We start from the raw sequence: 26,957 nt of genomic DNA, 5'->3' as shown, positions 1-26,957 counted from the left end.
CCCGTCGTTACAGCACGTAGCGGCTTACATCGGCCGATTTGGTCAGTTCGCCCAGGTTCTTGTCGACGAATGCCGCATCCACGGTCACCGACTGGCCCGGTTGGTCAGGCGCGGTGAACGACAGTTCCTCGAACACCCGTTCCATCACCGTGTAAAGCCGCCGCGCGCCGATGTTTTCCACCGACTGGTTCACGTCCGCCGCGATCTTTGCCAATGCCGCGATGCCGTCATCGGTGAAGGTCACCGTGACCTCTTCGGTCGCCATCAGCGCGGTGTACTGACGGGTCAGCGCGTTGTCGGTTTCGGTCAGGATGCGGACGAAATCGTCCTCGGTCAGCGCCCGCAGTTCGACCCGGATCGGCAACCGGCCCTGCAATTCGGGCAGCAGGTCCGACGGTTTGGCGATGTGGAAGGCGCCAGAGGCGATGAACAGGATATGGTCGGTCTTCACCGGCCCGTATTTGGTGCTGACAGTGGTGCCCTCGATCAGCGGCAGCAGGTCGCGCTGCACGCCTTCGCGGGACACGTCAGCGCCGCGCGCGTCGGAACGGGCGCAGACCTTGTCGATCTCATCAAGGAAAACGATGCCGTTTTCCTCGACCGATTCCAGCGCGGTCTTGGTCACGGTTTCGTCGTCCAGCAGCTTGTCGGCCTCTTCCCCGATCAGCACTTCGTAGCTTTCGGAAACGGTCATGCGGCGGCGTGTGGTCCGGCCGCCGAAGGCCTTGCCGAAGATATCGCCCAGGTTCATCATGCCCATCTGGCTGCCCGGCTGGCCGGGAATGTCCATCATCGGCATCGGGTTCGACGTGTCGGCCACGTCCAGTTCAATGATGGTATCGTCCAGTTCGCCCGCCTTCAGCTTCTTGCGGAACATGTCGCGGGTCGCTTCGCGCGCGTCTTCGCCGGCGATCGCTTCGATCACCCGGTCCTCGGCGGCCTGATGCGCCTTGGCCTTGACGTCTTCGCGCATGTATTCGCGGGTCATCGCAATCGCCGCATCGACCAAATCGCGGACGATCTGTTCCACGTCACGGCCGACATACCCCACCTCGGTGAACTTGGTTGCCTCGACCTTGATGAAGGGCGCCTTGGCCAGCTTGGCCAACCGGCGGCTGATTTCGGTTTTGCCGACCCCGGTCGGCCCGATCATCAGGATGTTTTTCGGATAGACCTCGTCGCGCAGGTCATCCGAAAGCTGCTTGCGCCGCCAGCGGTTGCGCAGCGCCACGGCGACGGCGCGCTTGGCGTCCTTCTGGCCGATGATGAACCGGTCGAGTTCGGAAACGATTTCGCGGGGGGTAAGATTGGTCATGACAGTCCCGTATCAGTGTGAGGGCGGCAGCCGATGCAGCGGCAGCAGCCCGGACAGGGGTGAAAGAAGCGCGGCGCGGATCCGTGCCCAGAACGCACCGAGGATCACCAGGAAAAATCCCAGGATCAGAATGGTCATCGCCGCACCCCCGCCGTCGAAAACGGTGCCGGCAAGGGTGACGATATAGCCGATCGCGGCGATCAGGAAGGACCGCCGGTCGATCACGATGGCGACGGCGGCGAAAAGAACCAGAACGCCGAGCAGGATCAGGTAAGCACCCGACGAGCCCTTTGCCAGCAGGCTGAGCGCGATGGTGTTGACCAGCGCGGGGGCCGCGACGACATGCAGCCAGAATCCCTGCGCCGACCGGCGGGTGACGCGGTGCGGGTCGCTCATGTCAAAAAACATCGCCACGGCGAAGACGGCCAGCCCGACCAGAAGCGTGATCCAGGCGAACGGCCCGCTGGCCGACAGCAGGAAGAAGTCGGTGATTTCCGCGGGCCTTCCCCCGGCCTGGTTGGCCCCAATCAGCATTGCCAGCGCGAAGATGCCAAGCGCGATCAGCGCCATTGCGAAGGGTACCCGGAACCGGATCCAGAAAACCGCGATCGCCGCTGTGGTCAGCGCCAGCGGAAAAGGCAGGCTGGTCAGGTCGTTCTGCGCCACCATGAAGGGTTGTGAAAACCACGTGGTCAGCCCGGTCGCGGCGTTCATCGCGAACAGCACCGAAAGCGCGATGGCCGGCGCCACCATGCGGCGGCGGCGGATGAAATATTCCGACAGCAGCCAAATCGCCCCGGCGGCAATCGCGGCGGCGGTGGCCACCTCGGTCTGCACGTTCACGATCTGACCGGTCAGCGCCGCACCGGTCACCCCGGCCCAGCCCCCGGCCAGGATCAGCAGCCCGACGACGATGAAGATTTCGTTGAATCCCTTGAACAGCTCGAAAGGTTCATCCCCCGGCGACAGATTTTCGCGCGCACCGCGACGACTGTCGGCCAGGGCCGCCAGCGATGCCGCCTGCGCTTCGGACAACAGGCCCGAGCCGACGGCGGCGCGAAGATCGTCGTCGGATATCATTTGGAAATCGTCTCCACCGTCAGATTTCCATTGGTGTAGACGCAGATATCGGCGGCGATCGCCATCGCTTTGCGGGCGATGTCTTCGGCGTTCATGTCGCTGTCCATCATGCCGCGCGCGGCGGCCAGCGCGTAGTTGCCGCCCGACCCGATGGCGGTGACGTCATGTTCGGGTTCCAGCACGTCGCCCGCGCCGGTGATCACGAACATTTCCGCGCCGTCGGTCACGATCAGCATCGCTTCGAGCTTTTGCAGGTACTTGTCGGTGCGCCAATCCTTGGCCAGTTCGACGCTGGCGCGGGCCAGTTGGCCGGGGGTAGCTTCCAGCTTCGCCTCCAGCCGTTCCAGCAGGGTGAAGGCATCCGCCGTCGACCCGGCGAACCCCGCCACGACGTCGTAGCCGCCGGGGCTGAGCCTGCGCACCTTGCGCGCGGTGCCCTTGATCACGGTCTGCCCCAGTGAAACCTGCCCGTCACCCGCGATCACCACCTTGCCGCCCTTCTTGACGCCGATGATGGTGGTGCCGTGCCATCCGGGGAATTTATCCTCAGCCATGTGATGCCTCCTGTCGTTGCCGCCTATATGGAAGCTGGCGCGCGGCGGCACAAGGGTAGCGCTTGCCCGCTGCGGTTGCGGCCAGTAGCTTTCCCGCCATGAGCAGTGAAAAACACCTCGATTTCTACCTTCATCCCGGTCTTCTGAAGAATGCGCGGGCAGGTAATCACAATTTCATCGCCAAGATCGTCGAGGTGGCCGAGCAAGGCGGATTTACCGTCGGTTTCCGCGGCGATTCGTTGCGTGAACGGGACGAAAGCCGTAACCGTCCCGGCTACACGATGTTCCACATGCAGGAACCTAACGGGCCGCGCGCCCTGACATTTCGGCGGGTGTATCACTATCCGTTCTGGCAGATCGAACCGACGAACAAACGCTGGGACTGGCGGGTGGCGCAAACCCGGTTCGACACGGCAAGGATCGACGAAACCGAAGCGCGGCGTTTTTACGGATACTGGCGCAAGCGGCTGTTCGGGGACGCCGCGGATAAGGCGACGCGCGACGGCATCGTTTACGTACCGCTACAGGGCCGGTTGACGGAAAGGCGGTCGTTTCAGACCTGTTCACCAATGGAAATGCTGGTGTCTACGTTGCAGCACGACCCATCGCGCCGGGTGATCGCGACCCTTCACCCGAAAGAACACTATTCGGCCTCGGAAATTTCCAAGCTGGATGCGCTGGAGGCCCGGTTTCCGCGCCTGACGGTGCAGGAAATCGACATGGCCGAGATGCTGCAGCGCTGCGATTACGTGGTGACGCAGAATTCCAGCGCTGCCTTCAACGGCTATTTCTTCGGCAAACCCTGCGTGTTGTTCGCGCGGGTGGATTTCCACCATATCGCGGCGGATGTGTACCGGATGGGGCTGGACCGGGCGTTCGAAACCGTGCTGACTGAAACACCCGATTACGCAAGCTACATCTGGTGGTTCTGGCAAAAAATGTCGATCAATGCCGACCGGCCCGAGGCCACGAACAAGATACGGCAGGCGCTGCGCCGGGCCGGGTGGCCTGTCTAAAGTCACCATACCGCAAAGAAAAAGCCCCGGCGCGACGACCGGGGCTTTTCGAATTCACTGTCGGCAACCGATCAGATCGAATCCTGGATCCAGCTTTGCAGCGCGGCCTTCGGGGCGGCGCCGGCGCGGTTCGAAACGACCTGACCGTCCTTGAAGATGAACAGCGCCGGGATGCCGCGCACGCCCATGGCGGCGGCGGCGTTCGGGTTGCTGTCCACGTCGACCTTGGCGATCTTGACTTTGCCTTCCATTTCGGCGGCCAGTTCTTCCAGAGCCGGGCCGATCTGCTTGCAGGGGCCGCACCATTCGGCCCAGAAATCCACCACGACGGGGATATCGGAATTCTTCACTTCTGCGTCGAAGGTGTCGTCGGTAACGGCTACGGTGCCCATTTGGTTTCTCCTGAGGATTTGGGTTGCGGCAAACCTAGGTTTGGAACCCGATATCGTCAAGACGAACAGATCGTTTCAAGCGAATGTGTCAGTAGGTGATCGGGCAGCGGCATGAGCCGCGCCGTGCGGGTCCAAAGCAGCGCGGTCTTGACCTCGCGACCGGGATAAACCCGTGTCAAAGCATCGGCATAGGCTGCCATCTGCCGGATCAGGCCCAGCGGGCAATCCTCGGGTGTATTGGGCGTCACGGCATTGGTTTTGAAATCCACCGCCATCACGGATTTTTCATTGACGATCAGCCGGTCGATGGTGCCGTGGATGCGTTGCCCGCCCAAGGCGTCGATCGTCGCGGTCACCGGCACCTCGGCCAGCGCCGCATCGGTGAACAGCGGCTGCAATTCGGGATTGGTCAAAACGCGGGTCGCTTCGTCCAGCAGGGCGGGGATGTCCTCTGTGGCCGCCGCGTCGGCGCCGGGCAACAACAGCTTCCTTGCCATTTCGGGCCAATCCGACTGTTCGGACTCGGGCAGGTGCTCCAGCAGCAGGTGAATCTGCCGGCCGCGTTTCTTGGCCGCGTCTTCGTCCAGGTTATCCTCGCCTGGCAAGGCCTTGGCGCCGCCCAGATCGGTCGAGGGGCTAAGCGTCTTGGTAATCGGTTCTGGCGCTGCGGCGGCCACCGTCGCCCAATCGGGCAGAGCGACCTTTTCCTCCGCGATCCGTTTGGGCGCAGCGATGGTTTCGCCGCGCCAATCACCGTGGCTCAGCCTCAAACCGGCGCCGAAGGGGAAATCGTGCGCTTCGGCCGCCATGTCCTGCATCGCGCCGCCGATCTTGTCGTACCAGCTTGACCCGTCCTTGCCCAAATCGCCCGCCGCCGCCACGATCAGCCATTTTTCCGCCCGCGTCATCGCGACGTACAAAAGCCGGTCGCGCTCGGCCTCTTCCGAGGCAAGCCGTTTGTCGCGTGCCGCCTGCATCCGTTCCGGCATCTGCCCGCTGCCGGTGCGCCACATCACCTGACCTTCGTCGGCCAGCACGTCGTCGCGCAGCTGCACGTTGCGTTTGCCGGTGTCGGGCAGGATCACGATCGGGGCTTCCAGCCCCTTGGCTCCATGTACCGTCATCACCCGGATGCGATTCCCGGCGCTGTCCATCTGCCGCTTGACTTCCAGCTCGTCGGTTTCCATCCATTGCAGGAACCCGATCAGGCTGGGGATCGCGCTGCGTTCATAGGCCAGCGCCTGGGACAGGAAGGCATTGATGCCGTCCTCGGCCTCGGCCCCAAGGCGCGCCAGCAATTTGCGCCGCCCGTCATGGCGGGTCAGGATGCGTTCGATCAGGTCATAGGGCCGCAGGTAATCGGCCTTGTCGCGCAGATCGTTCAGCACCGCCATCACCTCGGGGATGTCATCCTGTCGGTGGCGGAAGGTTTCCCACAGGTGTTTTTCTTTGCGGCGATGGGCGAAGTCGAACAGCTTCTGTTCATCCCAGCCGAACAAGGGCGATTTCAGCGCCACGGCCAGCGAATAGCTGTCTTCGGGCGTGGCAAGGAAGCTCATCAAGGCGGCGAGGTCACGCACCGCCAGTTCCGCCCCGACCTTCAGCCGGTCGGCCCCGGCGATGGCCAGCCCCTGTTCCTTGCAGGCGCGGATGATTTCCGCGAACAGGTCCGAGCGCCGCTGCACCAGGATCAGGAAATCGCCTTCGCTGACCGGGCGCATCTGATAGTCGCCAGAATGGCCGATTTCCGCCGGAATAGTCTCTTTATTGTCGATCATCGTGCGAATCTGCCGGGCGATCCGTTCGGCCAGCAAAACGGTGTGATGCTTGACGCCCAGCCGGTCCACAGGCGCGGCCCAGTCCTCGTCTTCCTCCTCGCCGGTCTTTTCCACAACCGGCCACAGATCGACCCGCCCCGGCATCCGGTCCTTGAACGCCCGGTGTTCGGATCCGGTGTGGAACCCCGACGCCTCGTGGCCCTTGAACACCTCGTCCACCAGCGAAAGGATCACGTGCGACGAGCGGAAGCTGAATTGAAGTTCCATCTCGTTCAGCGGCCGTTCGGTGGTGGCAAGGCGCTGGGCGAATTCCGCCTGCATCCGGTCGAATTCGCGCGGATCGGCGCCCTGGAAGGAATAGATCGACTGTTTCTTGTCGCCGACCACGAAAATCGTGCGCTCCACGTCCGATCGCGCGCCGGAACCGGAAGTGAATTCCTGCGCCAGAAGCTCGATTACCTTCCATTGGGCGGGGCTGGTGTCCTGCGCCTCGTCCACCAGGATATGGTCGATGCCGCCATCGAGCCGGTACAGCACCCAGGCCGCCACCGCCGGATCGGTCAGCAGGTCGCGCGCCTTCAGGATCAGGTCATCGAAGTCGAGCCACCCCATCTGCTGTTTGCGGGCCTCGTAGGCGGGCAGGAAGATGCGGGCGAAATCCTGCAGTGCGTGGGTCTTGCGCGCCGCCGACAGGGATAGCCGCCGGTTCCGCGCGTCTTCGACGCGGCGCATGAAATCTTCCAGCCGGGGCAGAAGCGACCCCATGGATTCGCGGGTCTTTTTCGTCGGGAAAGACCCTATCTTGGCGCCAAACGGCGATTTCGCCGTCGCCCCGAACAGGAAAACGCTTTCCAGCACCGGCAACGCCGCCAGATCAAGGCGCTGGATCAGCCGCAGCTTGTCCGCCGCTTTCGCATCGGCGGCACTGCCGGCGGCAAGCATCGCGATCACATCGCGCAACAGGTCGTCTTCGCCACCGAGGAAAACCAGTTTTTCCAGCGCATCTTCGTCGAAGCCGGGATCGAGGTCGAACAGCGTCAGGCAATCGTCCGGCCCAAGCGGCGTTTGCAGCAGAGCACGCTGGTTGACGATCGAAGCGGTGAGGCTGTCAAAATCTTCGCCGGTGAAATGGTGCGCTACGCGGCGGATCACCGGGGCGTCGGGCGCGTCGGCCAGATCCTGCACGATTTCGCCGCGCAGCAGGGCCGCTGCGCGGTCTTCCATTTCGGCGAATTGCGGGCTGACCCGTGCTTCCAGCGGGAACCGGCGCAGCAGCGAGGAACAGAACGAGTGAATGGTCTGGATCTTCAGCCCGCCCGGCGTTTCGATGGCGCGGGCGAACAGGGTCCGGGCATTGCGCAGGTCTTCGTCGCTGATCCCGCCAGTGATGCCCAGATCCAGCAATTGCTTGCGCAGCTTGTCATCGGCCAGCATCGCCCATTCGCCCAGCCGCTTGAACAGGCGGTTCTGCATCTCGCTCGCCGCGGCCTTGGTATAGGTCAGGCAAAGGATGTGCTGCGGCTGTACCTTTTCCAACAGCAGCCGCGCCACCCGGTCGGTCAGAACCCGCGTCTTGCCCGATCCGGCATTGGCCGACAGCCATGTCGAATGCTTGGGCCGGGCCGCGTGGACCTGCTTTTCTGTCGCTTCATCGCGGGTCATGTCAGGTCCTCCGGTTCGGCTTCGGTGGTGACATCCCATTCGCCAAAGCGCGACAGCTGGTCGTAATCGGAAATATCGGTGTCCTTGAACAGCGCCCGGCGCGCCGTGTAGCCCTGTTTCGGTTCGAAATAGCGTTTGATCAGGGTTTCGAATTTTTCCCAGACCTGTTCGACCGGTTCTTCGTCCAGGGGGGCGGGGACTTCTTTCGGGGCTGATCCCAGCCCGATGAACACGGCCTCGGCCACGTCGGCCGGACCGATGTTTTCAAATCCTCCCTTGGCGATCATCGCCGCCTCAAGCAGCAGTTGCTTGTCGAAAATGCGCTGCTGCTTTGCGCTCGGCGGGGCGCCGGTCTTGTAGTCGTAGATATGGGCGCGGCCTTGCGCGTCCATGTCGATCCGGTCGGCCTTGGCCGACAGGGTGAAATCGATGTCGTCGAACTTCACCATGCCCTTTTCTTCGAAGAAACCGGGATTGGCGCGCGCCTGGCGCTGTTCCTCGGTCGCGACTAACCAATCGGCGATCCGGGCGATCCGCGCCGCCCAAAGCGCGCGGATTTCCGGCCAGGGCACGTTTTCGGACAGAACAGTCTCTGCGATCCGGTTCAGCCGTTCCGCCGTCAACGCCGCCGGGTCGGCGCGGGTTTCGTGGATGAACTGTTCCAGAACCGAATGGGTGACGATCCCGCGCAGCAAGGCGTCGGGCGCGCGCATCAGCGGATCAAGCGGTCGCAGCCGCAGTACGTGGCGGGCATAGATGGCATAGGGGTCGCGGATCAGACGCTTGATTTCGGTCACCGAAAGCCGGGTGGGACGCGACGCGACCGGCGGGCGCGGCGACGGGCGTGGCGCGGCGGGGGTTGTTCCCGGTTCTTCCAGCTTGCGCGCCAGCGCCAACCATTCGTCGCCGCGCGCGCGGGCGCCTTGCAGCGCCTTGTCGCCGCCTTGCCCCGGCAATCCGTTCAAAAGGTTTGTCATCCGGTTCAGCCAGCGCGAGGGCACGGTTTCGGCATCATCCGACCGGATCGACCGGGTCAGCCAAACCTGCGGCGCGCCGGCCGCCTGCTGGAAATCATGTGCCGACAGCCCGATGCGCCGTTCGGGCAGCAACAGCCCGGCATCGTGGCGCATGCGGCGGTTCAGCCACGGATCGGGATTGGGCATTTCCGGCCAGCTACCTTCGTTCAGACCGCCCAGGATCACCAGGTCGGCGCCCTGAACCCGGGCCTCCAGCGTACCCCAGATCAGGATCCTGGGGTGCGGTTCGTCGGGGTTGCGCACCTCGCCCTGCGACAGGATCGCGCCGAACATGTCGGCGTAATCCGATGCCGTCAGAACACCGCCATGTTCGGCCTCGCCCTGCAGCGTCGCCACCACGTCCCGCGCCGCCTGCCCGGAATCCCCGGACCACAGCGCGTTGTCCCCTGCCGCGGTGCTGCCGGTGGCGATCTTTTCGGCCAGGTCGATATGGCGTTCGATGTGATCGGTCAGCGCCATTGTGCCGGCCGCATCCTTGTCGATGAACTGACCGATCACCCATTCCATCCAGTCCACGGCCATCGGTCGGTCCAGAACGGCGGCCCAGGCGCGCATCTGGACCGGATCGGGGAACGGCATGCCGGTACGGCGGATATGCAGTTCCAATTCGCGGGTCAGCAACAGGTGCGGGCCACGCTCGCCGCCCGAATGGGTCAGCGGGTGCATCAGCAGCGTCAGCAGCGCTTCCGAAGTCAGCTTGCGGTGAAACAGCGCCCCGACATGGCGCAGGAACCGCCCCGGCGGCGACAGTTGCAAAGGCGTGCCGGCGGAATCGTCGGGCGTGATGCCCCAGCGGTCGAGCGCCGAGGTCACCTGCCGGGTCAGCATCCGATCGGGGGTGATCAGCGCGGCGGTGATGCCTTCTTCGGCGGCGCGACGCAGGCGCAACGCGATGGCCAGCGCTTCGTCGCGTTTCGAGGGGGCTTCGATCAGGGTCAGGTCGGCGCAGGCCTGATCAAGGTCCTGCAGGCGCGGACCTTCCTCCAGCCAGCGGTCGGTGACCGGGGCCGGGCGCAGCGCCAGCGACAGCAGCCGGTTGCGCGGCGGGCACGGCGCCGGCGCTTCGGTCCAAGGCTCAATGTCCTGCGGGCCGATGCCCAGTTCGTTCATCAGCCTGCGGAAGCGGTATTGCGGATGATCCTCGGCCGCCAGCGCGTCGTCCAGATCGTCCCAGCCCGACAGCGGCATGTCGAAATCGAATCCGGGCAGCACGATCGCGCCCTGCGGCAGTTTCGCCACCGCCTTCATCAACAGCATCGTGGTGCCGCGCGATCCTGTCGACCCAGCGATGATCAGCGGGTTTTGCGGCGGGTTTTCCTGCCAGTCTTCGGCCAGGGCGGTGACGATCATCCGGGCGCGGGTTTCGCTGTCGGGGGCCTCGTCTCCGCCCTCGAAATAATGCTGCACGATGTCGAGGAAGTTCAGCGCGCGTTTCCAATGGCCGGATTCGTCGCTGACATCGAGGTTGCGCAGCACATCCGGCGCCACCCCTTCGCCCTGCATTTCGTCCATCAAGGCGGCCAAGCTGTCGGACAGGTCGTAAAGCGAGGCGCGCGACGCCAGATCCGGTTGGCTGTCGAGCAGGCGCGATACCAGCTGCGCCACTTCCAGACGGCGACGCAGCGGCGACACCGCGTCGGGGATGTCGGGCAGGATCCGGCCCATCGCCGGGTCGGTCACCAATCCCATTCGCGGCAGCAGCAGAGCCGGGCCGGCATCGAACAGGTCGCGGATGCGCCGCGCCATCCGGCGGGTGTTCACCATCAGCGTGGTCCGCGCAAGGTCTTCGGGCGGTGCATCGCCGTGGCGCTGCATCAGGCCCTCGACCAGCACCTTCGGAAAATCCGATCCGGACGGAATGCCGAAGATCCGCAGTTTGGACGGGTCAAACATCGCCGAATCCCACCATCCGTTCGGCCAGTTCGATCCCTTCGGGATGGCCCACGTCGCACCATTGGCCGGGATAGGTCAGCCCGAACAGTCGTTCCTGTTCCAGCATCCGGTCCCACAGCAGGTTGAGCGAAAAAGCTTCTTCCTCGATATCGCTCAGCCGGTCGGTTTTCACGATCTGCACGCCGCCATAGATCGCGCCGGGGCCACGGGTCAGGCGGCCGCGGTCGTCGGCGACGAAATCGCCCTGCCCGGCATGGCCGACGGCGCTTTCGCGCGGGATGCAGACCAACAGCGCATCCATCCGGTCCGGATCCCAGGCCTCGGCCAGCAATTGCAAGGGATTGGGCCCGTTCCACACCGCGTCGGTGTTCATCGTCATCACCGGCCCCTGCCCCAGCATCGGCAGCGCGGCGCGCAATCCGCCGCCGGTTTCTAAAATCTCGGGCTGTTCCTCGGAAAAACCGATCGCGCGCCCGGCCAGATGGGTGCGCAGCATGTCGGATTTGTAATGCAGGTTGGCGACGACCCTCTCGGCGCCGAAGGCATCGACGAAATCCAGCGCGTGATCGATCAGCGGGCGGCCCGCGACCTCGATCAAAGGCTTGGGTTTTTCCGCCGTCAGCGCCCCCATCCGGGTGCCGAAGCCGGCGGCGAACAGCATCACGGCTTGCGGGCGCATTTCAGCCTCAATTCCTGCAGGGTTTCGGGGGTCGGTTCGGGCAGCGTGTCTAGTATCAGCGACCTGACCGGCGCCAGCGCCGGATGGTCGAGGTCGCGCTTCATCAGGTCCCAGACCCGCGGGATCAGGTCGACATAATGCGCCTTGCCGTCGCGGATGCACAGCCGGGCGAAGATGCCGACGATGCGCAGGTTGCGTTGCGCGCCCAGCACCGCGTAGGCGGTTTGGAATGCCTCGGGGTCGATGTCGTTGTGATCGACATAGCGGTCGATCATCGCCGCTTCGATCGCGGGCGGCACGTCGCGGCGCGCGTCCTGCAGCAGCGATACCAGGTCATAAGCGCGGTGGCCGGTCATCGCGTCCTGGAAATCCAGCAGCCCGACCCGCGCCTCGCCCGTCCTTCCGGGCAGCCAGAGCAGGTTTTCGGCGTGGTAATCGCGCTGGATCAGCACCGATTGGTCGCCGGCATGACGGCTCAGGATCGGCCCGAAAGCGTCGCGGAACGCCCGTTCCGATGCATCATCGCTGCCGATGCTGCCCGCCCGGTACCACTGCCAGGCCAGCGCGGCCATGTCGGTCATCACCTGCGGCGAATAGGGATCGAGTTCCGGCGGATCGGCCTTGTGCAGCCGGGTCAGGACGTCGGTGGCGGCCTCGTATAACGGGGTTTCCAGACCGGGGTCACGGGGAATGACCCGCGCGAACAGGTCGTCGCCCAGGTCTTCGAGGATCAGGAACCCGTTTTCGGCATCCTCGGCAATGATTCGCGGCGCGCTCAGCCCCAGCCCGGTCAGGTGACGGGCGATCCGGGTGAAGGGGCGGATGTCTTCGCCCTTTTCGGGCGGCGCATCCATCAGCACGGCGGTGTCGCCGTCCCGGTGCAGACGTTCATAGCGCCGGTTCGAGGCATCGCCGGCCAGCGGGCGGCGATCCGCCCCGGCCCAATCGGTGCCCGCGATAAAACGCCCTATCAAATCCGCCCGGCCCGTCATGGTGCCACCCCGTCCAGCTTGTCGTTCCATTTGTTATCGCTCCAGCTGCAGATCACGCGGCGTTCTTCGTCCCCGGTGACCTCGAACGACAGGGTCAGGGCGTTGTCGGGCGCCAGTTCGGCCAGCCGGTCGGGCCATTCGACGAGGCAGATCGCGGTTTCGAAAGCGTCTTCCAGCCCCAGTTCGACCGCTTCGTCCGGACCTGTCAGGCGATAGAGATCGGTGTGCCAGATTTCCGTATCAGGGGTGTCATAGACCTGTACCAGCGTAAAGGTGGGGGATGGCACGTCCTCGGGTTCGGGCAGCAGGGATTGGATCAGGGCACGGGCGAAATGGGTTTTGCCGGCACCGATGCCGCCCTCCATCAGGATCACGTCGCCGGGGCGCAACGCGGAAGCGATTGCACGGGCCAGAGACGCGGTTTCGTCGGGCGTTGCGAGGTCGATGATCAAGGGGCAGCTGGCCATGCCCGGAGATTACCCGGAAGCGCGCGGGCTGCAAGCGGGTTCAGGCGCTTTCGGCGACCCTGATCCGTCGTTTCGCCGGGCGGGCAAAATCGAAGATCACCATGCTGGCGCCGCCACGGATCCGTTCCATCCGGGTATTCAGCCTGGTGCCATCGCGCAATTGCACGGTGCCGCCATGGTCGCGGTCGGGATTGGCATCGGTAACGAAACAGGCGATTTCATCCCATCTGTCCGACGGCAGGCAAGCGTCCTGCCACAGGCGCAGGGAATCGTGGATCGACACGTCGCTGCAACTGCGGTCGGGATCGGTTTTCCAGATATCGCGATACATGTCGTTGCACAGGTAAAGCTGCCCGCTTGCGGAAAACACGGCCACGGCGAGGTCGAGGTGATCGATCACCGACTGGTTCAGTTCCAGGTCGGCGCGGAACCGCCGGGCCAGCGAAATCTCGGCGCTGATATCTTCGATCAGGAAGGCCACGGCGCCGTCGGGATGCGGTCGGCCGCTGACCCGGAAGGTCAGCCCCGAAGGAAGGTTCCAGGTTTCCAGATAGCGCCCGTCGGCGGCGGCGTTGGCCAGATCATCCATCTTTTCGCGCCACGAATTGTAGTTCTTCGGTTCCGGCATGGTCTGATTGTCGCGCAACCGGTCGAAGAAGCCGAGCAGGCTGGGCCGGTTGCTGAGGAATTCCACCGGCAGGCCGGTCAGGTCGGTCAGTGCCGGATTGAACAGGGCCAATTCGCGTTTGCGGTCGAAAATCGCCAAGCCGATCGACAGCTGGGCAAAGGTCTTGGTCAGCGTTTGCACGAAATTTTTCTGTGCCGCCTGCGCCTGTACCACCGCGTTTATGTCCACCGCGTAATGCATGGCGAAGTCACCCGTCTGCACCGAGGTCACGTCGTACCACACTTCCTCGGCCCGTTTGTTCAGGGTCAGCGACAAACGGTTGTTCGACGGTGCGGAAGGGTGTTGGCCTTCAAGATCGAAAAGCGGCGGAGGATTTGCCGAAACCGGCTTCGAACAGGCCCGCGCCAGCAGATCATAGGCGTCATTGGTCCAGCGGATTTCGCCATGTTGATCGGTCTGCCAGATTGGATAGGGCGCGCCATGGGCCGCGTTGCACAAGGTTTCGATCTGCGCCGCCTGCAGGCGCTGCCGGTGCAGTTCGCCCGTGGTCGGTGCCGTGGGGCCGGAATGTTCGATCAGGCTGACGCGGATCAGTCCCCTTACGTTTTCGATCACCACCTGCGAACGGGCGCCGATATCGGCCGAATTCAGCTTGATCGGTTCCGTGATCAATCCTTCCGGAGGGATGGCAGGGAAACCGGGAAAGCGCGGTGTCAGAAACCGGGCCAGTTCCTGCCAGTCGCAGCGGTCGCTGCTGCACATACCAAGCAGGAATTCCCCCCCGTCGCTGGCATCGAGAAGATCCGTCCCGTCATAAAGAAACCGGGTTGCCCGCGCCGCGCCCTGCTGGGGGGGCGGCGCGGTGACCGTGGTGCGGGAAGCGATGTAAAAGGTGAGCGCGGCAACCGATAATGAAATGGCGCTAACCACCAGCAAACTTTGAAAATCAAGCATTGAAAAAACCCTTCAAAGCAAGCGCAAGGGTTGTACAAAATCGGTTAATAAAATCTTAATCGCCGGTGGCTCAGACCTCGAGGGGTCGGTTTTCACCAACCGGGATCGGGTTTTCACCGCTTTCGGCATCGATTTTGCGCCGTGGCCAGACCACTTCAATGATGGCGCCGCATTTCTTGGAATCGGTGCGGCGCCGCAGGTGCGGATCGCGGCCATTGGCGAAACTCAGCTCGGCCCCCGAGCGTTCCAGCAATGTCTTGGCGATGAACAGACCGAGCCCCATGCCTTCGTATTCGGGGCGCTTGGTCCGGTCGCTCTGGCCGCGCTTGCGGCGCATGAAGGGATCGCCGATCCGTCCGATCAGGTGCGGCGGGAATCCGCGCCCGTCATCCATGATGCGGACGCAGATCGTTTCCTCGTTCCAGCCCGCTTCGATCCAGACGTTCCGGGCGGCGAAATCGACGCCGTTCTGGATCAGGTTGCGCACCCCGTGGATGATTTCGGGACGGCGCAGGATCGATGGCTGTTCCAGCGGATCGAGGTCTTCGCTGGCCTGATCGAAATGCAGGACCTTGCCGCGATCCATATGTGGTTCGGCCGCTTCGCGCAGCACCGCCATCAACGGCGCCTGGCGCAGGTGCAGGTCGTCTTTGCCCGCCCGCCCCATCGAATGCAGGATGTCGCGGCACCTGTCGGCCTGTTCACGGATCAGCCGCGCGTCTTCCTGCAGGTCCGGCCTGTCGTCCAGATCGTAGATCAATTCGGAACTGGTCAGCTTGATGGTGGCCAAGGGCGTGCCCAGTTCGTGCGCGGCGGCCGCCACCACGCCACCGATATCGGTCAGTTTCTGTTCCCGCGAAAGCGCCATGTAGGTCGCCTGCAGCGCATCCGACATCGCGTGCATTTCCACCGTCACCCGGCGCGAATAGGCGCCGAGGAAGATGATCGCGATCACCGTGGCGATCCAGTTGCCGAAAACGAAGATATCCGGCACCCGCATGATGAACCCCTGTTCGGTCCTCAGCGGCAGGTGATATTTGGCCAGAAGCGTGACCGCCAGGATCGCGGTGATGCTCAGAAACACCGTCGAGCGCAGCGACAGGGCCGAGGCCGATACCGTGACCGGGCCGAGGATCAGGATCGAAAACGGGTTGTGCAGCCCGCCGGTCAGGTACAGCAGCGCCGACAGCTGCAGCAGGTCGAACAGCACCATCAGCAGGTTTTCGGTTTCCGTCAGCCGCTTGCTTTCGGGAAAGATGAACATCGCCACGAGGTTGCCGAGGATCGACACCGAGATGACCAGCAGGCACAGGCTGAGTTCCAATTGCAGGTCGAACATGTGCTGCGCGACGACGATCGCCGTCAGTTGCCCCGCAATGGCGCCCCATCTGAGCAGGGTGATGGTGCGCAGCTTGATCCAGTTGCCGCGCTCCTGCCCTTTCAGAACTTCGAATTTGGTTTCGGCCATCTGCGCGACTTCGTCCCGTTGAACTTTTGAATCCAGTGTTAGATATGCAAGAGGTTGCTATCAATACCACCGTTCGCGAACCAAGGACATTATCATGAACCGTACTCTTATCGCTTCGATCTCGGCCGTGGCCGTAACCGCCTTGCTGGGTGTGACATGGTTCGTGACCTCGGGACCGGATGACAAATATGCCGACTGCCGCACCGGCGCCGTGGCCGGTGGCGCCAGTATCGGCGGGCCTTTCACGCTGGTCGATGAAACCGGCAAGACGGTGACCGACACTGACGTGATCGATCAGCCGACGCTGCTTTATTTCGGCTACACCTTCTGCCCCGATGTCTGTCCGTTGGATAATTCGCGCAACGCCGAGGCGATCGAGATCCTCGAAAACCGCGATAGGATCGTAAAGCCGGTGTTCATTTCCATCGATCCCGAACGCGACACGCCCGAACTTCTGGCCGATTTCACCGATTACCTGCATCCGCGCATGGTCGGCCTGACCGGCACCCCGGAACAGGTCAAGGCGGCCAGCCAGGCCTATCGCACCTACTACAAGAAACAGGAACCGGAACCGGGCGACGAGGAATATTACCTGGTCGACCATTCCACCTTCACCTATCTGGTGTTCCCCGACGACGGCTTCGTCGAGTTTTTCCGCCGCGACCTGACGCCCGAGCAAATGGCTGACAGGGTTCAGTGTTTTCTGGACGCGCATGGTTGAAATCGGGCCGGTCCGGGATCATTTGACGCAAGGTAGCCCGCGCTATAGAACCATTGAGACAGCGAGCGCGCGACGTTGGGAGGAACCACATGGCGGATCAGTTGCAGGACATTGGCGAGGACAAGTCGCTTCTGATCGTCGATGACGACGAACCCTTCCTGAAGCGGTTGGCGAAGGCGATGGAAAAGCGCGGTTTCGAAGTGGAAACCGCCGGGTCCGTTGCCGCCGGCAGGGCCATCGCTACCGCCCGGCCGCCGGCCTATGCCGTCTGCGATCTGCGGCTTGGGGACGGCAACGGTCTGGACGTGGTCGAGGTGCTGCGCGAAAAACGCCCCGACAGCCGGATCGTGGTTCTGACCGGCTATGGCGCGATCGCCACCGCCGTGGCGGCGGTCAAGATCGGCGCCACCGATTACCTGTCGAAACCGGCCGATGCGACCGACATCACCAATGCTCTTCTGGCGACCGGGGACGAATTGCCGCCGCCGCCGGAAAACCCGATGAGCGCGGATCGCGTGCGCTGGGAACACATTCAGCGTGTGTACGAATTGTGCGACCGCAATGTCAGCGAAACCGCCCGGCGCCTGAACATGCACCGCCGCACGCTGCAGCGCATTCTGGCCAAGCGCAGCCCGCGCTGAGGTCCGCACCGCCCATCGTCTTGTCGTGAAAACGCCCTGCCCCGGCTGCGGGGCTGTGGATGTTTGGGCACGAAACTGCCGGGCGTGATCAGTCGAGGTCGAAGCGTTTCAAGACCTTGTCGACCACCTGCCCGTCGTTCAGCCGGTAATCCCGCACATGGCCGTAAACACGGAATCCACGGCTTTGGTAATAGGTCAGACCGCTGTCGTTGTCGGCGCGGATATTGGCGTTGATCCAGGCGTAACCAAGATCCCGCGCGGCCTCCTGCGTCGCGTCGAACAATTTCGATCCGATGCCCAGCCCGGTCTGGCCGATCCGCACGAAAGACGCGATATCGCAGGCCCCTTCCGGCAGGTCATCCTGCGGCCCGATCCATTGAAATCCGACGATTTCGCCATCCTGCTCCGCCACGTGCCAGGCGGCGCGGTCGCTGCCGGTTTCGATCCAGTCCCACAGCATGTCGCCGGTGACCGGATCGGTAAGCGCCGTCGTGCCGCCCGCCGCGATGATGCCGTTCAGCAGATCGGCCATCTGCCGGGTGTCGAGCCGGGTCGCGCGGCGGATCTTCATTTCAGCATTCCCGTAACAGGGTTTCAATCCGCGCGGTGTAATCGTTGCGCGCCTCGACCGGCGGGCGCAGGCGGATCGACAGGCCCTCGATCACCTGCGGGTCGGGTTCGCCGAAGAACTTGTTCGCTTCGGTCACCGAAAACCCGGCGATTTGCGTGGCTTCCATCCAGGCGCTGATCCGGTCGGCCTTCTTGATCTGCTTCTTCACCTTGACCGGGATCGCCGCAGGCAGGCCGAAGCGGATGTGGATCGCCGCGATCAACCGCTTGTCCAGTTCGTCATATCCCGGCCCCACCGCCGCCTTGACCGGCGAAATCATGTCGCCGATCACGTATTCCGGCGCGTCGTGCAGCAGCGCGGCCAGCCGCCATTTCACCGGTGCGGCGGGATACATGCGGGTGAACAGATCCTCGACCAGCAGCGAATGTTCGGCCACCGAATAGGCGAAATCGCCCAGCGTCTGCCCGTTCCAGCGCGCCACGAAGGCCAGCCCGTGGGCGATATCCTCGACCTCGATATCCATCGGGGTCGGGTCCAGCAGGTCCAGCCGGCGGCCCGAAAGCATCCTTTGCCATGCGCGGGGTTGTTTGGCGGGCATTCAGCGCTCTCCTGTCGGTTACCAATGAACTAGCGCGCCCGACCCCGATGCGCAACGAACACAGAGCCGCACAGAACCGTGTTTGGCCGTGCATCGCAAATTCCTGCCTGAAATCCCATATTTGTATCAATCCGACACCGGGCGCACGCGCCTGTTTCGACGTGCGCCCCAACCCAAGGAGCGCATCATGTTCAAACGTCTATTTTCCGCAGCAGTAATCTTTGGCGCCGCAGCCATGGCCCCGCCGGTTCAGGCGCAATCGCAGTCCTGCATGCCGCGTACGGCCCTGATTGAAAGCCTGAAAAACCGCTATGACGAAAACCTGACCGGAGGCGAGCTGTAAAATCCGCAGCAGCTGATCGAAATCTGGTCGTCGGATCAGTCCGGCAGTTTCACGGTCTTCATCACGACGCCCGAAGGTATCAGCTGTATCGTCGCCAGTGGGCAGCATTGGAATTCGGTCGCCGCGGCCCCGCCGCAAGACGTGGAAAGCTGAGCGGGCGATCAGGTTCGGACAAACACGCTGCACCGGGTCGCAATAGAGCCTGCATCGTCAAAAGGATGCCGCCAAAAGGCATGAAAGGCCAATCGTTCATTGTCTGCTCTGGGGGCGAATGCTATCTGCCTTGCAAACGTTGATTGCAAGGAGCCATCCGGATGGCAAACGACTATATCGTAAAAGACATCAATCTGGCTGAGTTCGGTCGCAAGGAACTCGACATCGCCGAAACCGAAATGCCGGGGCTGATGGCGCTGCGCGAAGAATACGGCGACAGCAAGCCGCTGAAGGGCGCGCGCATCGCCGGGTCGCTGCATATGACGATCCAGACGGCCGTTCTGATCGAAACGCTGGTGGCGCTGGGCGCCGAAGTCCGCTGGGCATCGTGCAACATCTTTTCCACCCAAGACCACGCTGCCGCCGCCATTGCCGCGGGCGGTACGCCGGTATTCGCCGTCAAGGGCGAGACGCTGGAGGAATACTGGGACTACGCCGATCGCATCTTCCAATTCGAGGAAGGCGGCGCCAACATGATCCTCGACGATGGTGGTGACGCGACGCTGTACATCCTGATCGGCGCGCGGGTCGAAGAAGGTGAAACCGACCTGATCGAAACGCCGACCTCGGAAGAGGAAGTCGCGCTGTTTGCGCAGATCAAGAAGCGGCTGAAGGAAAGCCCCGGCTGGTTCACCAAGCAGCGCCACATGATCAAGGGCGTGACCGAGGAAACCACCACCGGCGTGCATCGCCTGTACCAGATGATGGAAAAGGGCCACCTGCCCTTCCCCGCCATCAACGTGAACGATTCCGTCACCAAGTCAAAATTCGACAACAAGTATGGCTGCAAGGAATCGCTGGTCGACGGCATCCGCCGCGCTACCGACACCATGATGGCCGGCAAGGTCGCCGTGGTCTGCGGTTACGGCGACGTGGGCAAAGGGTCCGCTGCCTCGCTTCGCGGCGCCGGCGCCCGGGTCAAGGTGACCGAGGTCGATCCGATCTGCGCCCTGCAGGCGGCGATGGACGGGTTCGAGGTGGTGACGCTGGAAGACGCGGTGTCGACTGCCGACATCTTCATCACCACCACCGGCAACAAGGACATCATCCGCATCGAGCACATGCGCGAGATGAAGGACATGGCGATCGTCGGCAATATCGGCCATTTCGACAACGAAATTCAGGTCGCGGCGCTGAAGAACCACAAATGGACCAACATCAAGGACCAGGTGGACATGATCGAAATGCCCTCGGGCGCGCGGATCATCCTGCTGTCCGAAGGCCGCCTGCTGAACCTCGGCAACGCCACCGGTCACCCGTCCTTCGTGATGTCGGCCAGCTTCACCAACCAGACGCTGGCGCAGATCGAGCTGTGGACCCGTGGCGATCAGTACAACAACGAGGTCTATATCCTGCCCAAGCATCTGGACGAAAAGGTCGCCCGGTTGCATCTGGACCGGATCGGCGTGAAGCTCAGCAAGCTGAGCCAGGACCAGGCCGATTACATCGGCGTCAGCCCAGAAGGCCCGTTCAAGCCGGAACATTACCGCTATTGATCCGGCTGGTTCGAAAAAGGGGCGCCGCACCGGGAAACCGGTGCGGCGCTTTTTCATTGGCGATGACCGGTCAGCCGAGGAAATCCAGCAGACGCTTGTCAAAGGCGTCAGGTTCTTCCAGTTGCGGGGTGTGGCCGCTGCGGTCGAAGACGGCGATTTGCGCCCCGGGCGCATCGGCCAACAGGGGCGCCCAGCTTTCCGCGGGCGCGACAAGGTAATCGTGCCGCCCCATGCAGATCAGCAGCGGCGCGGAAATATCCGCCAGCGCCTCCCTGATCGGGTAACCTGCAAAGGTTTCGCCCCAAAGCGCGTCGAAAATCGGCATCTGGGTCGTCACCCCATCCCATAGCGGGCGCGCGTCATAGCCCGGATTGTACCAGCTGCGCGCCGCCATCCCGAGGCACATCCAGACGAAACGCCGTTCCGGCGCGGTGCGGATGTCGGCCTCCATCAGTGGCAGATCTCGGGCCAGCAGCGCCCGCCGTTCCGGTTCGGCGCGGGTTTCCCAAGCGTGTTGGGCGGCCTGCATATGGGCGGGCGCTTGGCTGGGCCCGGTGCCGACCAGAACCACCCGCCCTACGTGATCGGGAAAGCGGCGGGCGTAGTCCAACGCCATGTAGCCGTGGCCGGAATGGCCCAGCACGTCGCAGCGGCCCAGGTCGAGATGGCGGCGTAGCGCCTCGATATCGTCCAGGATCGTGTCCAGTTGCATATCGCGCGGCGCCAGCGGGCGGTCACAGCGAGCAAAACCGCGATGATCGACAAAGATCAGCGTCCGGTGTTGGCGCAGATACCGTGAAAAGCTACGCGGGTAATAGATATGGCTGCCCGGGATCAGCAGCGGCGCGCCCTGCCCTTCGATGGCATAGCCAAGGTGAAAGCCGTCACGGCGCAGAAAGCCCTGCCTGCGGCGGGCCGGTTGGTTTGAAATGTCCATGTGTCATGTCCGCGAAGGGGATGCCCTTCGCGCTCCGTCATTTTGGTGCAAAAACGATTTCGCCGGGTTGCTGCCCGGCGCCGATGTCGTTGCCCCAGTATCGCTAACGGATGAGTTTCATGACCGCCTCTTGTTTCCGGATTGCCCGGATGTGGCACGGTTAGGCGATGCGTCCGCGCCCTGTCAATGCCGGACTTTTGGGGCATTCGAGCGGGGGGATCGATCCCGGAACGGCGGCGCCGCCCGGCGCCGCATCGCCCGAGCGCGCGCTCGGGCATACCCTCTTGCCGCAAGTTTTTCTTTGTCCTTGGTGTCTAGGCGGCTAGGCTTTGATCGGTTCTTTTCGGGCGGACTTGTGCAGGATTAGGCACTGAATCACGAGGGCAAAGCGATGGGCAAGCGGGGCGAATTGATCGCGAAATATGCCGAGGATCTGAAATCCAAATGCGGCATGGAACCGGATATGGACCTGCTGGAAAAGGTGACCATCGGTTGCGGCCCGGCGATCTATGATCCCGACGGCTCGATCGTGGCGGCAACCCAGCAATCCGAACTGGCGCTGATCCGCAACAACTTCCTGATCCGCAAGCTCAGCCTGGAAGACGGGCCGGAACTGATGGCGGCGATAAGATCGGTGATCGACGATTATGGCCGCGACGAGCCGCGCAAATACCGCGCCGTCGTCTATTACATGCTGGTCAAGCATTTCGGCCGGGAATCGATTTACGGCTGATCACGGCACCGTCGAAATGTTTCAGACTGTGTCGCGATCACGCCGGAACCGGCGAGTTTATGCGCAAAATGCCCGTGACGGTACCAGCGTTCGGGTGGACTTGATCGGACCCGGTGCGTAGGAACGGGCCAAATAAAAGAAATCTGAGGGGTCAGCGGGCAATGACACGGTCTCTTTTCGGCACCGACGGGGTGCGCGGGCTTACCAACAGTTATCCGATGACGGCGGAACTGGCGATGAAGCTCGGCGCGGCGGCGGGGCGGTATTTCCGCCGCGACCAGCAGGAACACCGGGTGGTGATCGGCAAGGATACCCGGCTGTCGGGCTACATGCTGGAAAACGCGCTGACCGCCGGGTTCACCTCCACCGGCATGAACGTGCTGCTGCTCGGCCCGATGCCGACCCCGGCGATTGGGTATTTGACCCATTCGATGCGCGCCGATGTCGGCGTGATGATTTCGGCCAGCCACAACCCCGCCTATGACAACGGCATCAAGTTCTTCGGCCCCGACGGGTACAAGTTGTCGGATGACGCCGAGGTGGAAATCGAACGGCTGCTGAACGAAGGTGTGGCGCTGGCCGCGCCGGAAAACATCGGCCGCGCCAAGCGGATCGACGACGCCCTGGGCCGCTACGTGGAATATGCCAAGACGACCTTCCCCAACAAGTTGCGGCTCGACGGGCTGCGGGTGGTTCTGGATTGCGCCAACGGCGCCGCCTACAAGGCCGCACCGGCGGTTCTGTGGGAACTGGGCGCCGAGGTGGTGCCGCTGGGCGTCACCCCGAACGGGCGCAACATCAACGACGGTTGCGGATCGACAGATACCGCGCTTGCGGCGGCCAAGGTGCGCGAAACCCGCGCCAACCTGGGCATCTGCCTCGATGGCGATGCCGACCGGGTGATCATCCTCGATGAAAACGGCGACCAGGCCGATGGCGACCAGATCATGGCGCTGATCGCGTCGCTCTGGAAACGCGACGGCATTCTCGCGGGTGATACCCTGGTGGCGACGGTGATGTCGAACCTCGGCATGGAACGCTACCTTGCCGATCAGGGCATCGCTCTGGAACGGACTGCCGTGGGCGATCGTTACGTGGTCGAAAAGATGCGCCAAAAAGGCTTCAACCTGGGCGGCGAACAGTCGGGCCATATTGTGATGACCGATTACGCCACCACCGGCGATGGGTTGATCGCGGCGCTGCAATTCCTGCGCGCGATGGTCGAAACCGGCCGCAAGGCCAGCGATCTGGCCCGCGTCTTCGATCCGGTGCCGCAGATCCTGCGCAACGTGCGCTATGCGCCGGGCAAGTTGCCGCTTGAAACCGATTGCGTGCAGCAGGCCATCGCCGACGGCGAAAAGCGGCTGGACGGCGACGGGCGGCTTCTGATCCGCAAATCGGGCACCGAACCGTTGATCCGGGTGATGGGCGAATCCACCGATCAGGCCCTGCTGGACGACGTCATCACGTCAATCTGCAGCGCGGTCGAAACCGTCTGCTAGGCCGGAACAGAGCCTTTTTCGGGATCAGAACAGGGTCAGCACCGCCCCGATGATGGTGCAGCCGCCGGTGGCATAACCGCCGTCGATCAGGCTCAGCGCGCGGGGTTTGCGTGCAAAGGTGTAATTTGTGACGATCCACGGCGTCACCAGGAACAGCCCGACACCAAGCCCGGCCACCACGCCCATCCCCAGCGTGTCGATCCCCGCCAGCGAAAAGACGTGCCGCATCATCCCGGCCACGATCACCACGCAGATGAAGGATACGATATAGGGCATCGGCGAACGGTCCTTCGGTTGTCCGTCCGCGCCCAGTTCCACGCCCGAGGCCTCCATCCAGGTCTTGGAATTGACCATGTACCAGAGCGCGCCGAAACCATAGGCGGCAATTGCCGCCGCGAAGACGTTCACGAATTCCATTGCTTTCTCCCCTGTTCGCAATGTGTTGCGCGGGAAGACTGCCCGATCTTTTCGAGCAAGGCTAGGGACTTACACCCGCCATGGCACAGACGATTTGCCATTGCTCGGCCGTGACCGGCTGCACCGACAGGCGGGAATTCTTCACCAGAACCATGTCGGACAGCCGTTCGTCGGCCTTGATCTGGTCCAGCGTGACCGGGGTTTTCACTGGCTCGACCGCCTTGATGTCGACGCATTCCCAACGCGGATCGTCGGTGGTGCTGTCGGGATGCGCCTCGGCGCAGACCTCGACAATGCCGACGACCGCCTTTTCCTTCTGCGAATGGTAGAAGAAACCGCGATCGCCGAGTTTCATGTCGCGCATGAAATTGCGCGCTTGGTAGTTGCGCACGCCGTCCCATTCCTCGCCCTGCTCGCCCTTGCCGATCTGGTCGTGCCAGCCCCAGGTCGAGGGTTCGGATTTGAACAGCCAGTACCGCATCAGCCGATCACCTTTTTCCATTCGATCAGCTCGACCTTATCGAACAGGCCCGCCTTGGCATAGGGGTCGTTCGCGGCCCAGTCTTCCGCCGCCGCCATGTCGGCCACGTCGAGGATGACCAGCGAACCGGCCATGTCGTCGTTTTCGATCAGCGGGCCGGCCTGTGCGACAACGCCGGTCGCATCAATATAGGCCAGGTGGGCGTCTCGGTTGGCCTTGCGGATATCAAGCGCGCCTTTCTTGTCGCGCGCGATCAGGGCTATCAGCATTCATTCCTCCTTCAGGGGTCGGGACAGCAGCATTTCCATCGCCTGACGCAGCTGCAAAGTGCCGTCAAGCATTGCCACCACCGCTTCGGTGATCGGCATGTCGATCTTCATCTCGCGTGCCTGGTCCAGCACGGCGCGGGACGTGGCGGCGCCTTCGACGGTGATATCCGCATCGAAGCTTTCGCCCCGGCCCAGCGATTGGCCATAGCGGTAATTGCGCGACTGTTCGGAAGTGCAGGTCAAAGCCAGGTCGCCGAACCCCGACAGACCGGCCAATGTATCGGGCCGCGCGCCGAGTTCGAGCGCCATACGCTGCATTTCGGCAAAGCCGCGGGTCATCAGCGCCGCGCGGGCGCTTTCGCCCAATCCCGCTCCCATCACCGCGCCCGAGGCGATGGCGATCACGTTCTTCACCGCGCCGCCCAGTTCGGCGCCGACCGTGTCGGTGGTGCGATAAATCCTCAGATTCGGCGTTGTCAGGGCCTGTTGCAGCGCCCGGCCCGCGTCGCGATCGCGGCAGGCCAGCGTCAGCGCGGTGGGCAGGCCATGGGCGATATCGGTGGCGAAACTGGGGCCGGTCAGGATCGCGGGCTTCGCCGAGGGGATCAGTTCCTCGATGATTCCGGTCGGGCCCAGCCCGGTGGATAGCTCCACGCCCTTGCAGCAGGCCACCAGCGGCCGGCCGCCAAGCGCCAGCTTGTGCAGCACCAGCATGTCGCGCAGCCGCTGCATGGGGGCTGCCAGGAGAACCGGCATTTCGGCTGCAATAGTCTCTAGTTCGGTGATGATCTGCAGGTTGTCGGGCAATTCCACGCCAGGCAGGCGGCGGGTATTTTCGCGCGCCTGCCGCATTTCGTCGGCATGGGCGGGATCGCGCGCCCAAAGCTGCACCCCCTGACCGGTGGCGGCCAGCGATATCGCCAGCGCCGTTCCGAATGCCCCTGATCCTGCGACCGCGATCATGCCTTGGCTCCTTTCTTGCCCGATCCAAGCAGGGCTTTGGCCTGTTTGTCCAGTGGCCAGCGTGGCCGGGCGACCAGCGTCATGTCATCGCAATGCCCCAGCCGGAACCGTTCCAGGCCGGCATAGGCGATCATCGCAGCGTTGTCGGTGCATAGGGCCAGCGGCGGGGCGGTGAAACTGACCTTCATTTCATCCGAAGCAGTCTCTAACCCGGCCCGAATCGCGGTATTCGCGGCCACGCCACCGGCCACCGCCAGAACCGGTTGCGCGGGGTTTTCGGCCAGGTAGAGCGCCAGCGCGCGGCGGGTTTTTTCCACCAGAACGTCGCGCACGGCGGCCTGGAAACCGGCGGCAAGATCGGCGCGGTCCCGTGTCGTCAGCCCGCCCTTTTCCGCCACGACCTGATCGCGGGCACGCAACAAAGCGGTTTTCAGCCCGGAAAACGACATGTCGCAGCCGGGACGATCCAGCAGCGGCCGGGGAAAGCGGAACCGTTTCGGATCGCCCTTTTCCGCCTCGGCCTGCACTGCAGGCCCGCCCGGTTGCGGCAGGCCCAGAAGCCGCGCGGTCTTGTCGAAGGCTTCGCCGGGCGCGTCGTCGATGGTGCCGCCAAGGCGGGTGAAATCCTCGGGGCCTTTCACCAGCAGGAACTGGCAATGCCCGCCCGACACCAGAAGCATCAGGTAGGGAAAGGCGATCCCGTCGGTCAGCCGCGGCGTCAAGGCATGCCCGGCCAGGTGGTTCACCCCGATCAGGGGCTTGCCCGATCCGGCGGCCAATCCCTTGGCGCACATCACGCCGGACAGCACGCCGCCGATCAGGCCAGGACCGGCGGTCACCGCGAGGGCGTCGATATCGGCCAGCGTCAAATTTGCCTGTTCCAGAGCCTGTTTCACGCAAATATCGATTTTTTCGGCATGGGCACGGGCGGCGATTTCGGGCACCACGCCGCCGAATTCGGCATGAAGCTCGGTCTGGCCAAAGACGACCGAGGACAGGATTTCCGGAACTTCGCCTTCGCTTTGGCGCACAACGGCGGCCGCTGTATCGTCGCAGCTGCTTTCCAGTCCCAGAATGGTGTGCGTTATGCCCATGATCCCGCCCGTTGCATGAATGGTGCCCCGCAGGTAACACCGCAGACAGGTTCAAACAATCCC

The 26,957-nt window shown here is 63.4% G+C and carries 26 protein-coding genes; 7 read left to right on the top strand and 19 right to left on the bottom strand.

Annotation, left to right across the window (positions count from 1 at the left end):
• Nucleotides 1–7: 7 nt before the first annotated feature.
• The 3 genes from hslU to hslV are packed head-to-tail and all read right to left on the bottom strand — an operon-like array spanning nt 8 to nt 2,949.
• Nucleotides 8–1,315 carry an ATP-dependent protease ATPase subunit HslU gene (gene hslU, locus IT775_RS04655; RefSeq protein ID WP_212699928.1) on the bottom strand — a complete coding sequence of 436 codons (1,308 nt, stop codon included), beginning with the start codon at nt 1,313–1,315 and terminating at the stop codon, nt 8–10.
• Nucleotides 1,316–1,327: 12 nt separating this feature from the next.
• The gene (locus tag IT775_RS04650; protein ID WP_212699927.1) at nt 1,328–2,395 is read right to left on the bottom strand and encodes a hypothetical protein; all 1,068 of its coding nucleotides are present in this window, start codon (nt 2,393–2,395) and stop codon (nt 1,328–1,330) included.
• Complete coding sequence (gene hslV / locus IT775_RS04645) at nt 2,392–2,949, bottom strand: ATP-dependent protease subunit HslV (protein ID WP_212699926.1); 558 nt, start codon at nt 2,947–2,949, stop codon at nt 2,392–2,394. The genes IT775_RS04650 and hslV overlap by 4 nt, the downstream gene beginning before the upstream one ends.
• A gap of 98 nt (nt 2,950–3,047) precedes the next feature.
• On the opposite strand from hslV, the gene IT775_RS04640 reads away from it, so the two are divergent.
• Nucleotides 3,048–3,965 (top strand): hypothetical protein, encoded by a 918-nt coding sequence (locus IT775_RS04640; protein ID WP_212699925.1) that lies wholly within the window; start codon nt 3,048–3,050, stop codon nt 3,963–3,965.
• 71 nt (nt 3,966–4,036) lie between these two features.
• On the opposite strand, the gene trxA is transcribed toward IT775_RS04640, so the two are convergent.
• The 8 genes from trxA to regB form a co-directional block, all read right to left on the bottom strand.
• Nucleotides 4,037–4,357, bottom strand: a complete 321-nt coding sequence (trxA, locus tag IT775_RS04635; protein WP_212699924.1) for a thioredoxin — start codon at nt 4,355–4,357, stop codon at nt 4,037–4,039.
• A gap of 56 nt (nt 4,358–4,413) precedes the next feature.
• Nucleotides 4,414–7,797 (bottom strand): double-strand break repair helicase AddA, encoded by a 3,384-nt coding sequence (gene addA / locus IT775_RS04630; RefSeq protein ID WP_212699923.1) that lies wholly within the window; start codon nt 7,795–7,797, stop codon nt 4,414–4,416.
• Complete coding sequence (addB, locus tag IT775_RS04625) at nt 7,794–10,727, bottom strand: double-strand break repair protein AddB (protein ID WP_212699922.1); 2,934 nt, start codon at nt 10,725–10,727, stop codon at nt 7,794–7,796. The genes addA and addB overlap by 4 nt, the downstream gene beginning before the upstream one ends.
• Entirely contained in the window at nt 10,720–11,406 is a 687-nt protein-coding gene (locus tag IT775_RS04620) for a nucleotidyltransferase family protein (protein WP_212699921.1), read from the bottom strand. Before IT775_RS04620 ends, addB begins: the two co-directional genes overlap by 8 nt.
• Nucleotides 11,388–12,398 (bottom strand): aminoglycoside phosphotransferase family protein, encoded by a 1,011-nt coding sequence (locus IT775_RS04615; protein ID WP_212699920.1) that lies wholly within the window; start codon nt 12,396–12,398, stop codon nt 11,388–11,390. The genes IT775_RS04620 and IT775_RS04615 overlap by 19 nt, the downstream gene beginning before the upstream one ends.
• Entirely contained in the window at nt 12,395–12,865 is a 471-nt protein-coding gene (tsaE, locus tag IT775_RS04610) for a tRNA (adenosine(37)-N6)-threonylcarbamoyltransferase complex ATPase subunit type 1 TsaE (protein ID WP_212699919.1), read from the bottom strand. The genes IT775_RS04615 and tsaE overlap by 4 nt, the downstream gene beginning before the upstream one ends.
• Before the next feature lie 40 nt (nt 12,866–12,905).
• Entirely contained in the window at nt 12,906–14,447 is a 1,542-nt protein-coding gene (locus IT775_RS04605) for a PAS-domain containing protein (RefSeq protein WP_212699918.1), read from the bottom strand.
• A 70-nt stretch (nt 14,448–14,517) separates the two neighbouring features.
• Nucleotides 14,518–15,915 (bottom strand): sensor histidine kinase RegB, encoded by a 1,398-nt coding sequence (gene regB, locus IT775_RS04600; RefSeq protein ID WP_212699917.1) that lies wholly within the window; start codon nt 15,913–15,915, stop codon nt 14,518–14,520.
• Nucleotides 15,916–16,009: 94 nt separating this feature from the next.
• On the opposite strand from regB, the gene IT775_RS04595 reads away from it, so the two are divergent.
• Nucleotides 16,010–16,636 (top strand): SCO family protein, encoded by a 627-nt coding sequence (locus IT775_RS04595; protein ID WP_212699916.1) that lies wholly within the window; start codon nt 16,010–16,012, stop codon nt 16,634–16,636.
• Between the two features lie 89 nt (nt 16,637–16,725).
• On the top strand, nt 16,726–17,277 hold the full coding sequence (locus IT775_RS04590; RefSeq protein WP_212699915.1) for an ActR/PrrA/RegA family redox response regulator transcription factor: 552 nt from the start codon (nt 16,726–16,728) through the stop codon (nt 17,275–17,277).
• 88 nt (nt 17,278–17,365) lie between these two features.
• Here IT775_RS04590 and IT775_RS04585 read toward each other — a convergent pair whose 3' ends face one another.
• The gene (locus IT775_RS04585; RefSeq protein ID WP_212699914.1) at nt 17,366–17,848 is read right to left on the bottom strand and encodes a GNAT family N-acetyltransferase; all 483 of its coding nucleotides are present in this window, start codon (nt 17,846–17,848) and stop codon (nt 17,366–17,368) included.
• 1 nt (nt 17,849) lies between these two features.
• A complete protein-coding gene (locus IT775_RS04580) occupies nt 17,850–18,446 on the bottom strand; it encodes an HD domain-containing protein (RefSeq protein ID WP_212699913.1) in 597 nt (198 codons plus the stop codon).
• A gap of 82 nt (nt 18,447–18,528) precedes the next feature.
• Here IT775_RS04580 and IT775_RS21250 point away from each other — a divergent pair, with 82 nt between their 5' ends.
• Both IT775_RS21250 and ahcY read left to right on the top strand, forming a co-directional pair.
• Nucleotides 18,529–18,789 (top strand): hypothetical protein, encoded by a 261-nt coding sequence (locus tag IT775_RS21250; RefSeq protein WP_246525336.1) that lies wholly within the window; start codon nt 18,529–18,531, stop codon nt 18,787–18,789.
• Between the two features lie 314 nt (nt 18,790–19,103).
• Nucleotides 19,104–20,498: an adenosylhomocysteinase gene (gene ahcY, locus IT775_RS04570; RefSeq protein ID WP_212699912.1), complete on the top strand. Its 1,395-nt coding sequence runs from the start codon at nt 19,104–19,106 to the stop codon at nt 20,496–20,498.
• A gap of 70 nt (nt 20,499–20,568) precedes the next feature.
• Here ahcY and IT775_RS04565 read toward each other — a convergent pair whose 3' ends face one another.
• On the bottom strand, nt 20,569–21,435 hold the full coding sequence (locus IT775_RS04565; RefSeq protein WP_212699911.1) for an alpha/beta fold hydrolase: 867 nt from the start codon (nt 21,433–21,435) through the stop codon (nt 20,569–20,571).
• 391 nt (nt 21,436–21,826) lie between these two features.
• Here IT775_RS04565 and IT775_RS04560 point away from each other — a divergent pair, with 391 nt between their 5' ends.
• Together IT775_RS04560 and glmM are read left to right on the top strand one after the other, a co-directional pair.
• The gene (locus IT775_RS04560; RefSeq protein WP_212699910.1) at nt 21,827–22,168 is read left to right on the top strand and encodes a DUF2853 family protein; all 342 of its coding nucleotides are present in this window, start codon (nt 21,827–21,829) and stop codon (nt 22,166–22,168) included.
• A 161-nt stretch (nt 22,169–22,329) separates the two neighbouring features.
• Nucleotides 22,330–23,670, top strand: a complete 1,341-nt coding sequence (gene glmM, locus IT775_RS04555; protein ID WP_212699909.1) for a phosphoglucosamine mutase — start codon at nt 22,330–22,332, stop codon at nt 23,668–23,670.
• 24 nt (nt 23,671–23,694) lie between these two features.
• Here glmM and IT775_RS04550 read toward each other — a convergent pair whose 3' ends face one another.
• The 5 genes from IT775_RS04550 to tsaD all read right to left on the bottom strand — a co-directional run bounded on the left by IT775_RS04550 (nt 23,695) and on the right by tsaD (nt 26,894).
• A complete protein-coding gene (locus IT775_RS04550) occupies nt 23,695–24,087 on the bottom strand; it encodes a DUF1761 domain-containing protein (protein WP_212699908.1) in 393 nt (130 codons plus the stop codon).
• A 61-nt stretch (nt 24,088–24,148) separates the two neighbouring features.
• A complete protein-coding gene (locus IT775_RS04545) occupies nt 24,149–24,568 on the bottom strand; it encodes an EVE domain-containing protein (protein WP_212700100.1) in 420 nt (139 codons plus the stop codon).
• Entirely contained in the window at nt 24,568–24,837 is a 270-nt protein-coding gene (locus IT775_RS04540) for a YciI family protein (RefSeq protein ID WP_212699907.1), read from the bottom strand. Before IT775_RS04540 ends, IT775_RS04545 begins: the two co-directional genes overlap by 1 nt.
• Nucleotides 24,838–25,800 (bottom strand): NAD(P)H-dependent glycerol-3-phosphate dehydrogenase, encoded by a 963-nt coding sequence (locus tag IT775_RS04535; RefSeq protein ID WP_212699906.1) that lies wholly within the window; start codon nt 25,798–25,800, stop codon nt 24,838–24,840.
• The gene (tsaD, locus tag IT775_RS04530; RefSeq protein WP_212699905.1) at nt 25,797–26,894 is read right to left on the bottom strand and encodes a tRNA (adenosine(37)-N6)-threonylcarbamoyltransferase complex transferase subunit TsaD; all 1,098 of its coding nucleotides are present in this window, start codon (nt 26,892–26,894) and stop codon (nt 25,797–25,799) included. The genes IT775_RS04535 and tsaD overlap by 4 nt, the downstream gene beginning before the upstream one ends.
• Nucleotides 26,895–26,957 lie beyond the last annotated feature (63 nt).

Source organism: Thalassovita aquimarina (assembly GCF_018219815.1).
Classification (GTDB): Bacteria; Pseudomonadota; Alphaproteobacteria; order Rhodobacterales; family Rhodobacteraceae; genus Thalassobius; species Thalassobius aquimarinus.
Note: the sequence above shows the minus strand (reverse complement) of the source record. Positions and strands in the feature narration are given on the sequence as shown.

Coding starts and splice junctions, on each gene's coding strand:
- hslU (WP_212699928.1), bottom strand. CDS start 1,315: ATGACCAATCTTACCCCCCGCGAAATCGTTTCCGAACTCGACCGGTTC.
- IT775_RS04650 (WP_212699927.1), bottom strand. CDS start 2,395: ATGATATCCGACGACGATCTTCGCGCCGCCGTCGGCTCGGGCCTGTTG.
- hslV (WP_212699926.1), bottom strand. CDS start 2,949: ATGGCTGAGGATAAATTCCCCGGATGGCACGGCACCACCATCATCGGC.
- IT775_RS04640 (WP_212699925.1), top strand. CDS start 3,048: ATGAGCAGTGAAAAACACCTCGATTTCTACCTTCATCCCGGTCTTCTG.
- trxA (WP_212699924.1), bottom strand. CDS start 4,357: ATGGGCACCGTAGCCGTTACCGACGACACCTTCGACGCAGAAGTGAAG.
- addA (WP_212699923.1), bottom strand. CDS start 7,797: ATGACCCGCGATGAAGCGACAGAAAAGCAGGTCCACGCGGCCCGGCCC.
- addB (WP_212699922.1), bottom strand. CDS start 10,727: ATGTTTGACCCGTCCAAACTGCGGATCTTCGGCATTCCGTCCGGATCG.
- IT775_RS04620 (WP_212699921.1), bottom strand. CDS start 11,406: ATGCGCCCGCAAGCCGTGATGCTGTTCGCCGCCGGCTTCGGCACCCGG.
- IT775_RS04615 (WP_212699920.1), bottom strand. CDS start 12,398: ATGACGGGCCGGGCGGATTTGATAGGGCGTTTTATCGCGGGCACCGAT.
- tsaE (WP_212699919.1), bottom strand. CDS start 12,865: ATGGCCAGCTGCCCCTTGATCATCGACCTCGCAACGCCCGACGAAACC.
- IT775_RS04605 (WP_212699918.1), bottom strand. CDS start 14,447: ATGCTTGATTTTCAAAGTTTGCTGGTGGTTAGCGCCATTTCATTATCG.
- regB (WP_212699917.1), bottom strand. CDS start 15,915: ATGGCCGAAACCAAATTCGAAGTTCTGAAAGGGCAGGAGCGCGGCAAC.
- IT775_RS04595 (WP_212699916.1), top strand. CDS start 16,010: ATGAACCGTACTCTTATCGCTTCGATCTCGGCCGTGGCCGTAACCGCC.
- IT775_RS04590 (WP_212699915.1), top strand. CDS start 16,726: ATGGCGGATCAGTTGCAGGACATTGGCGAGGACAAGTCGCTTCTGATC.
- IT775_RS04585 (WP_212699914.1), bottom strand. CDS start 17,848: ATGAAGATCCGCCGCGCGACCCGGCTCGACACCCGGCAGATGGCCGAT.
- IT775_RS04580 (WP_212699913.1), bottom strand. CDS start 18,446: ATGCCCGCCAAACAACCCCGCGCATGGCAAAGGATGCTTTCGGGCCGC.
- ahcY (WP_212699912.1), top strand. CDS start 19,104: ATGGCAAACGACTATATCGTAAAAGACATCAATCTGGCTGAGTTCGGT.
- IT775_RS04565 (WP_212699911.1), bottom strand. CDS start 21,435: ATGGACATTTCAAACCAACCGGCCCGCCGCAGGCAGGGCTTTCTGCGC.
- IT775_RS04560 (WP_212699910.1), top strand. CDS start 21,827: ATGGGCAAGCGGGGCGAATTGATCGCGAAATATGCCGAGGATCTGAAA.
- glmM (WP_212699909.1), top strand. CDS start 22,330: ATGACACGGTCTCTTTTCGGCACCGACGGGGTGCGCGGGCTTACCAAC.
- IT775_RS04550 (WP_212699908.1), bottom strand. CDS start 24,087: ATGGAATTCGTGAACGTCTTCGCGGCGGCAATTGCCGCCTATGGTTTC.
- IT775_RS04545 (WP_212700100.1), bottom strand. CDS start 24,568: ATGCGGTACTGGCTGTTCAAATCCGAACCCTCGACCTGGGGCTGGCAC.
- IT775_RS04540 (WP_212699907.1), bottom strand. CDS start 24,837: ATGCTGATAGCCCTGATCGCGCGCGACAAGAAAGGCGCGCTTGATATC.
- IT775_RS04535 (WP_212699906.1), bottom strand. CDS start 25,800: ATGATCGCGGTCGCAGGATCAGGGGCATTCGGAACGGCGCTGGCGATA.
- tsaD (WP_212699905.1), bottom strand. CDS start 26,894: ATGGGCATAACGCACACCATTCTGGGACTGGAAAGCAGCTGCGACGAT.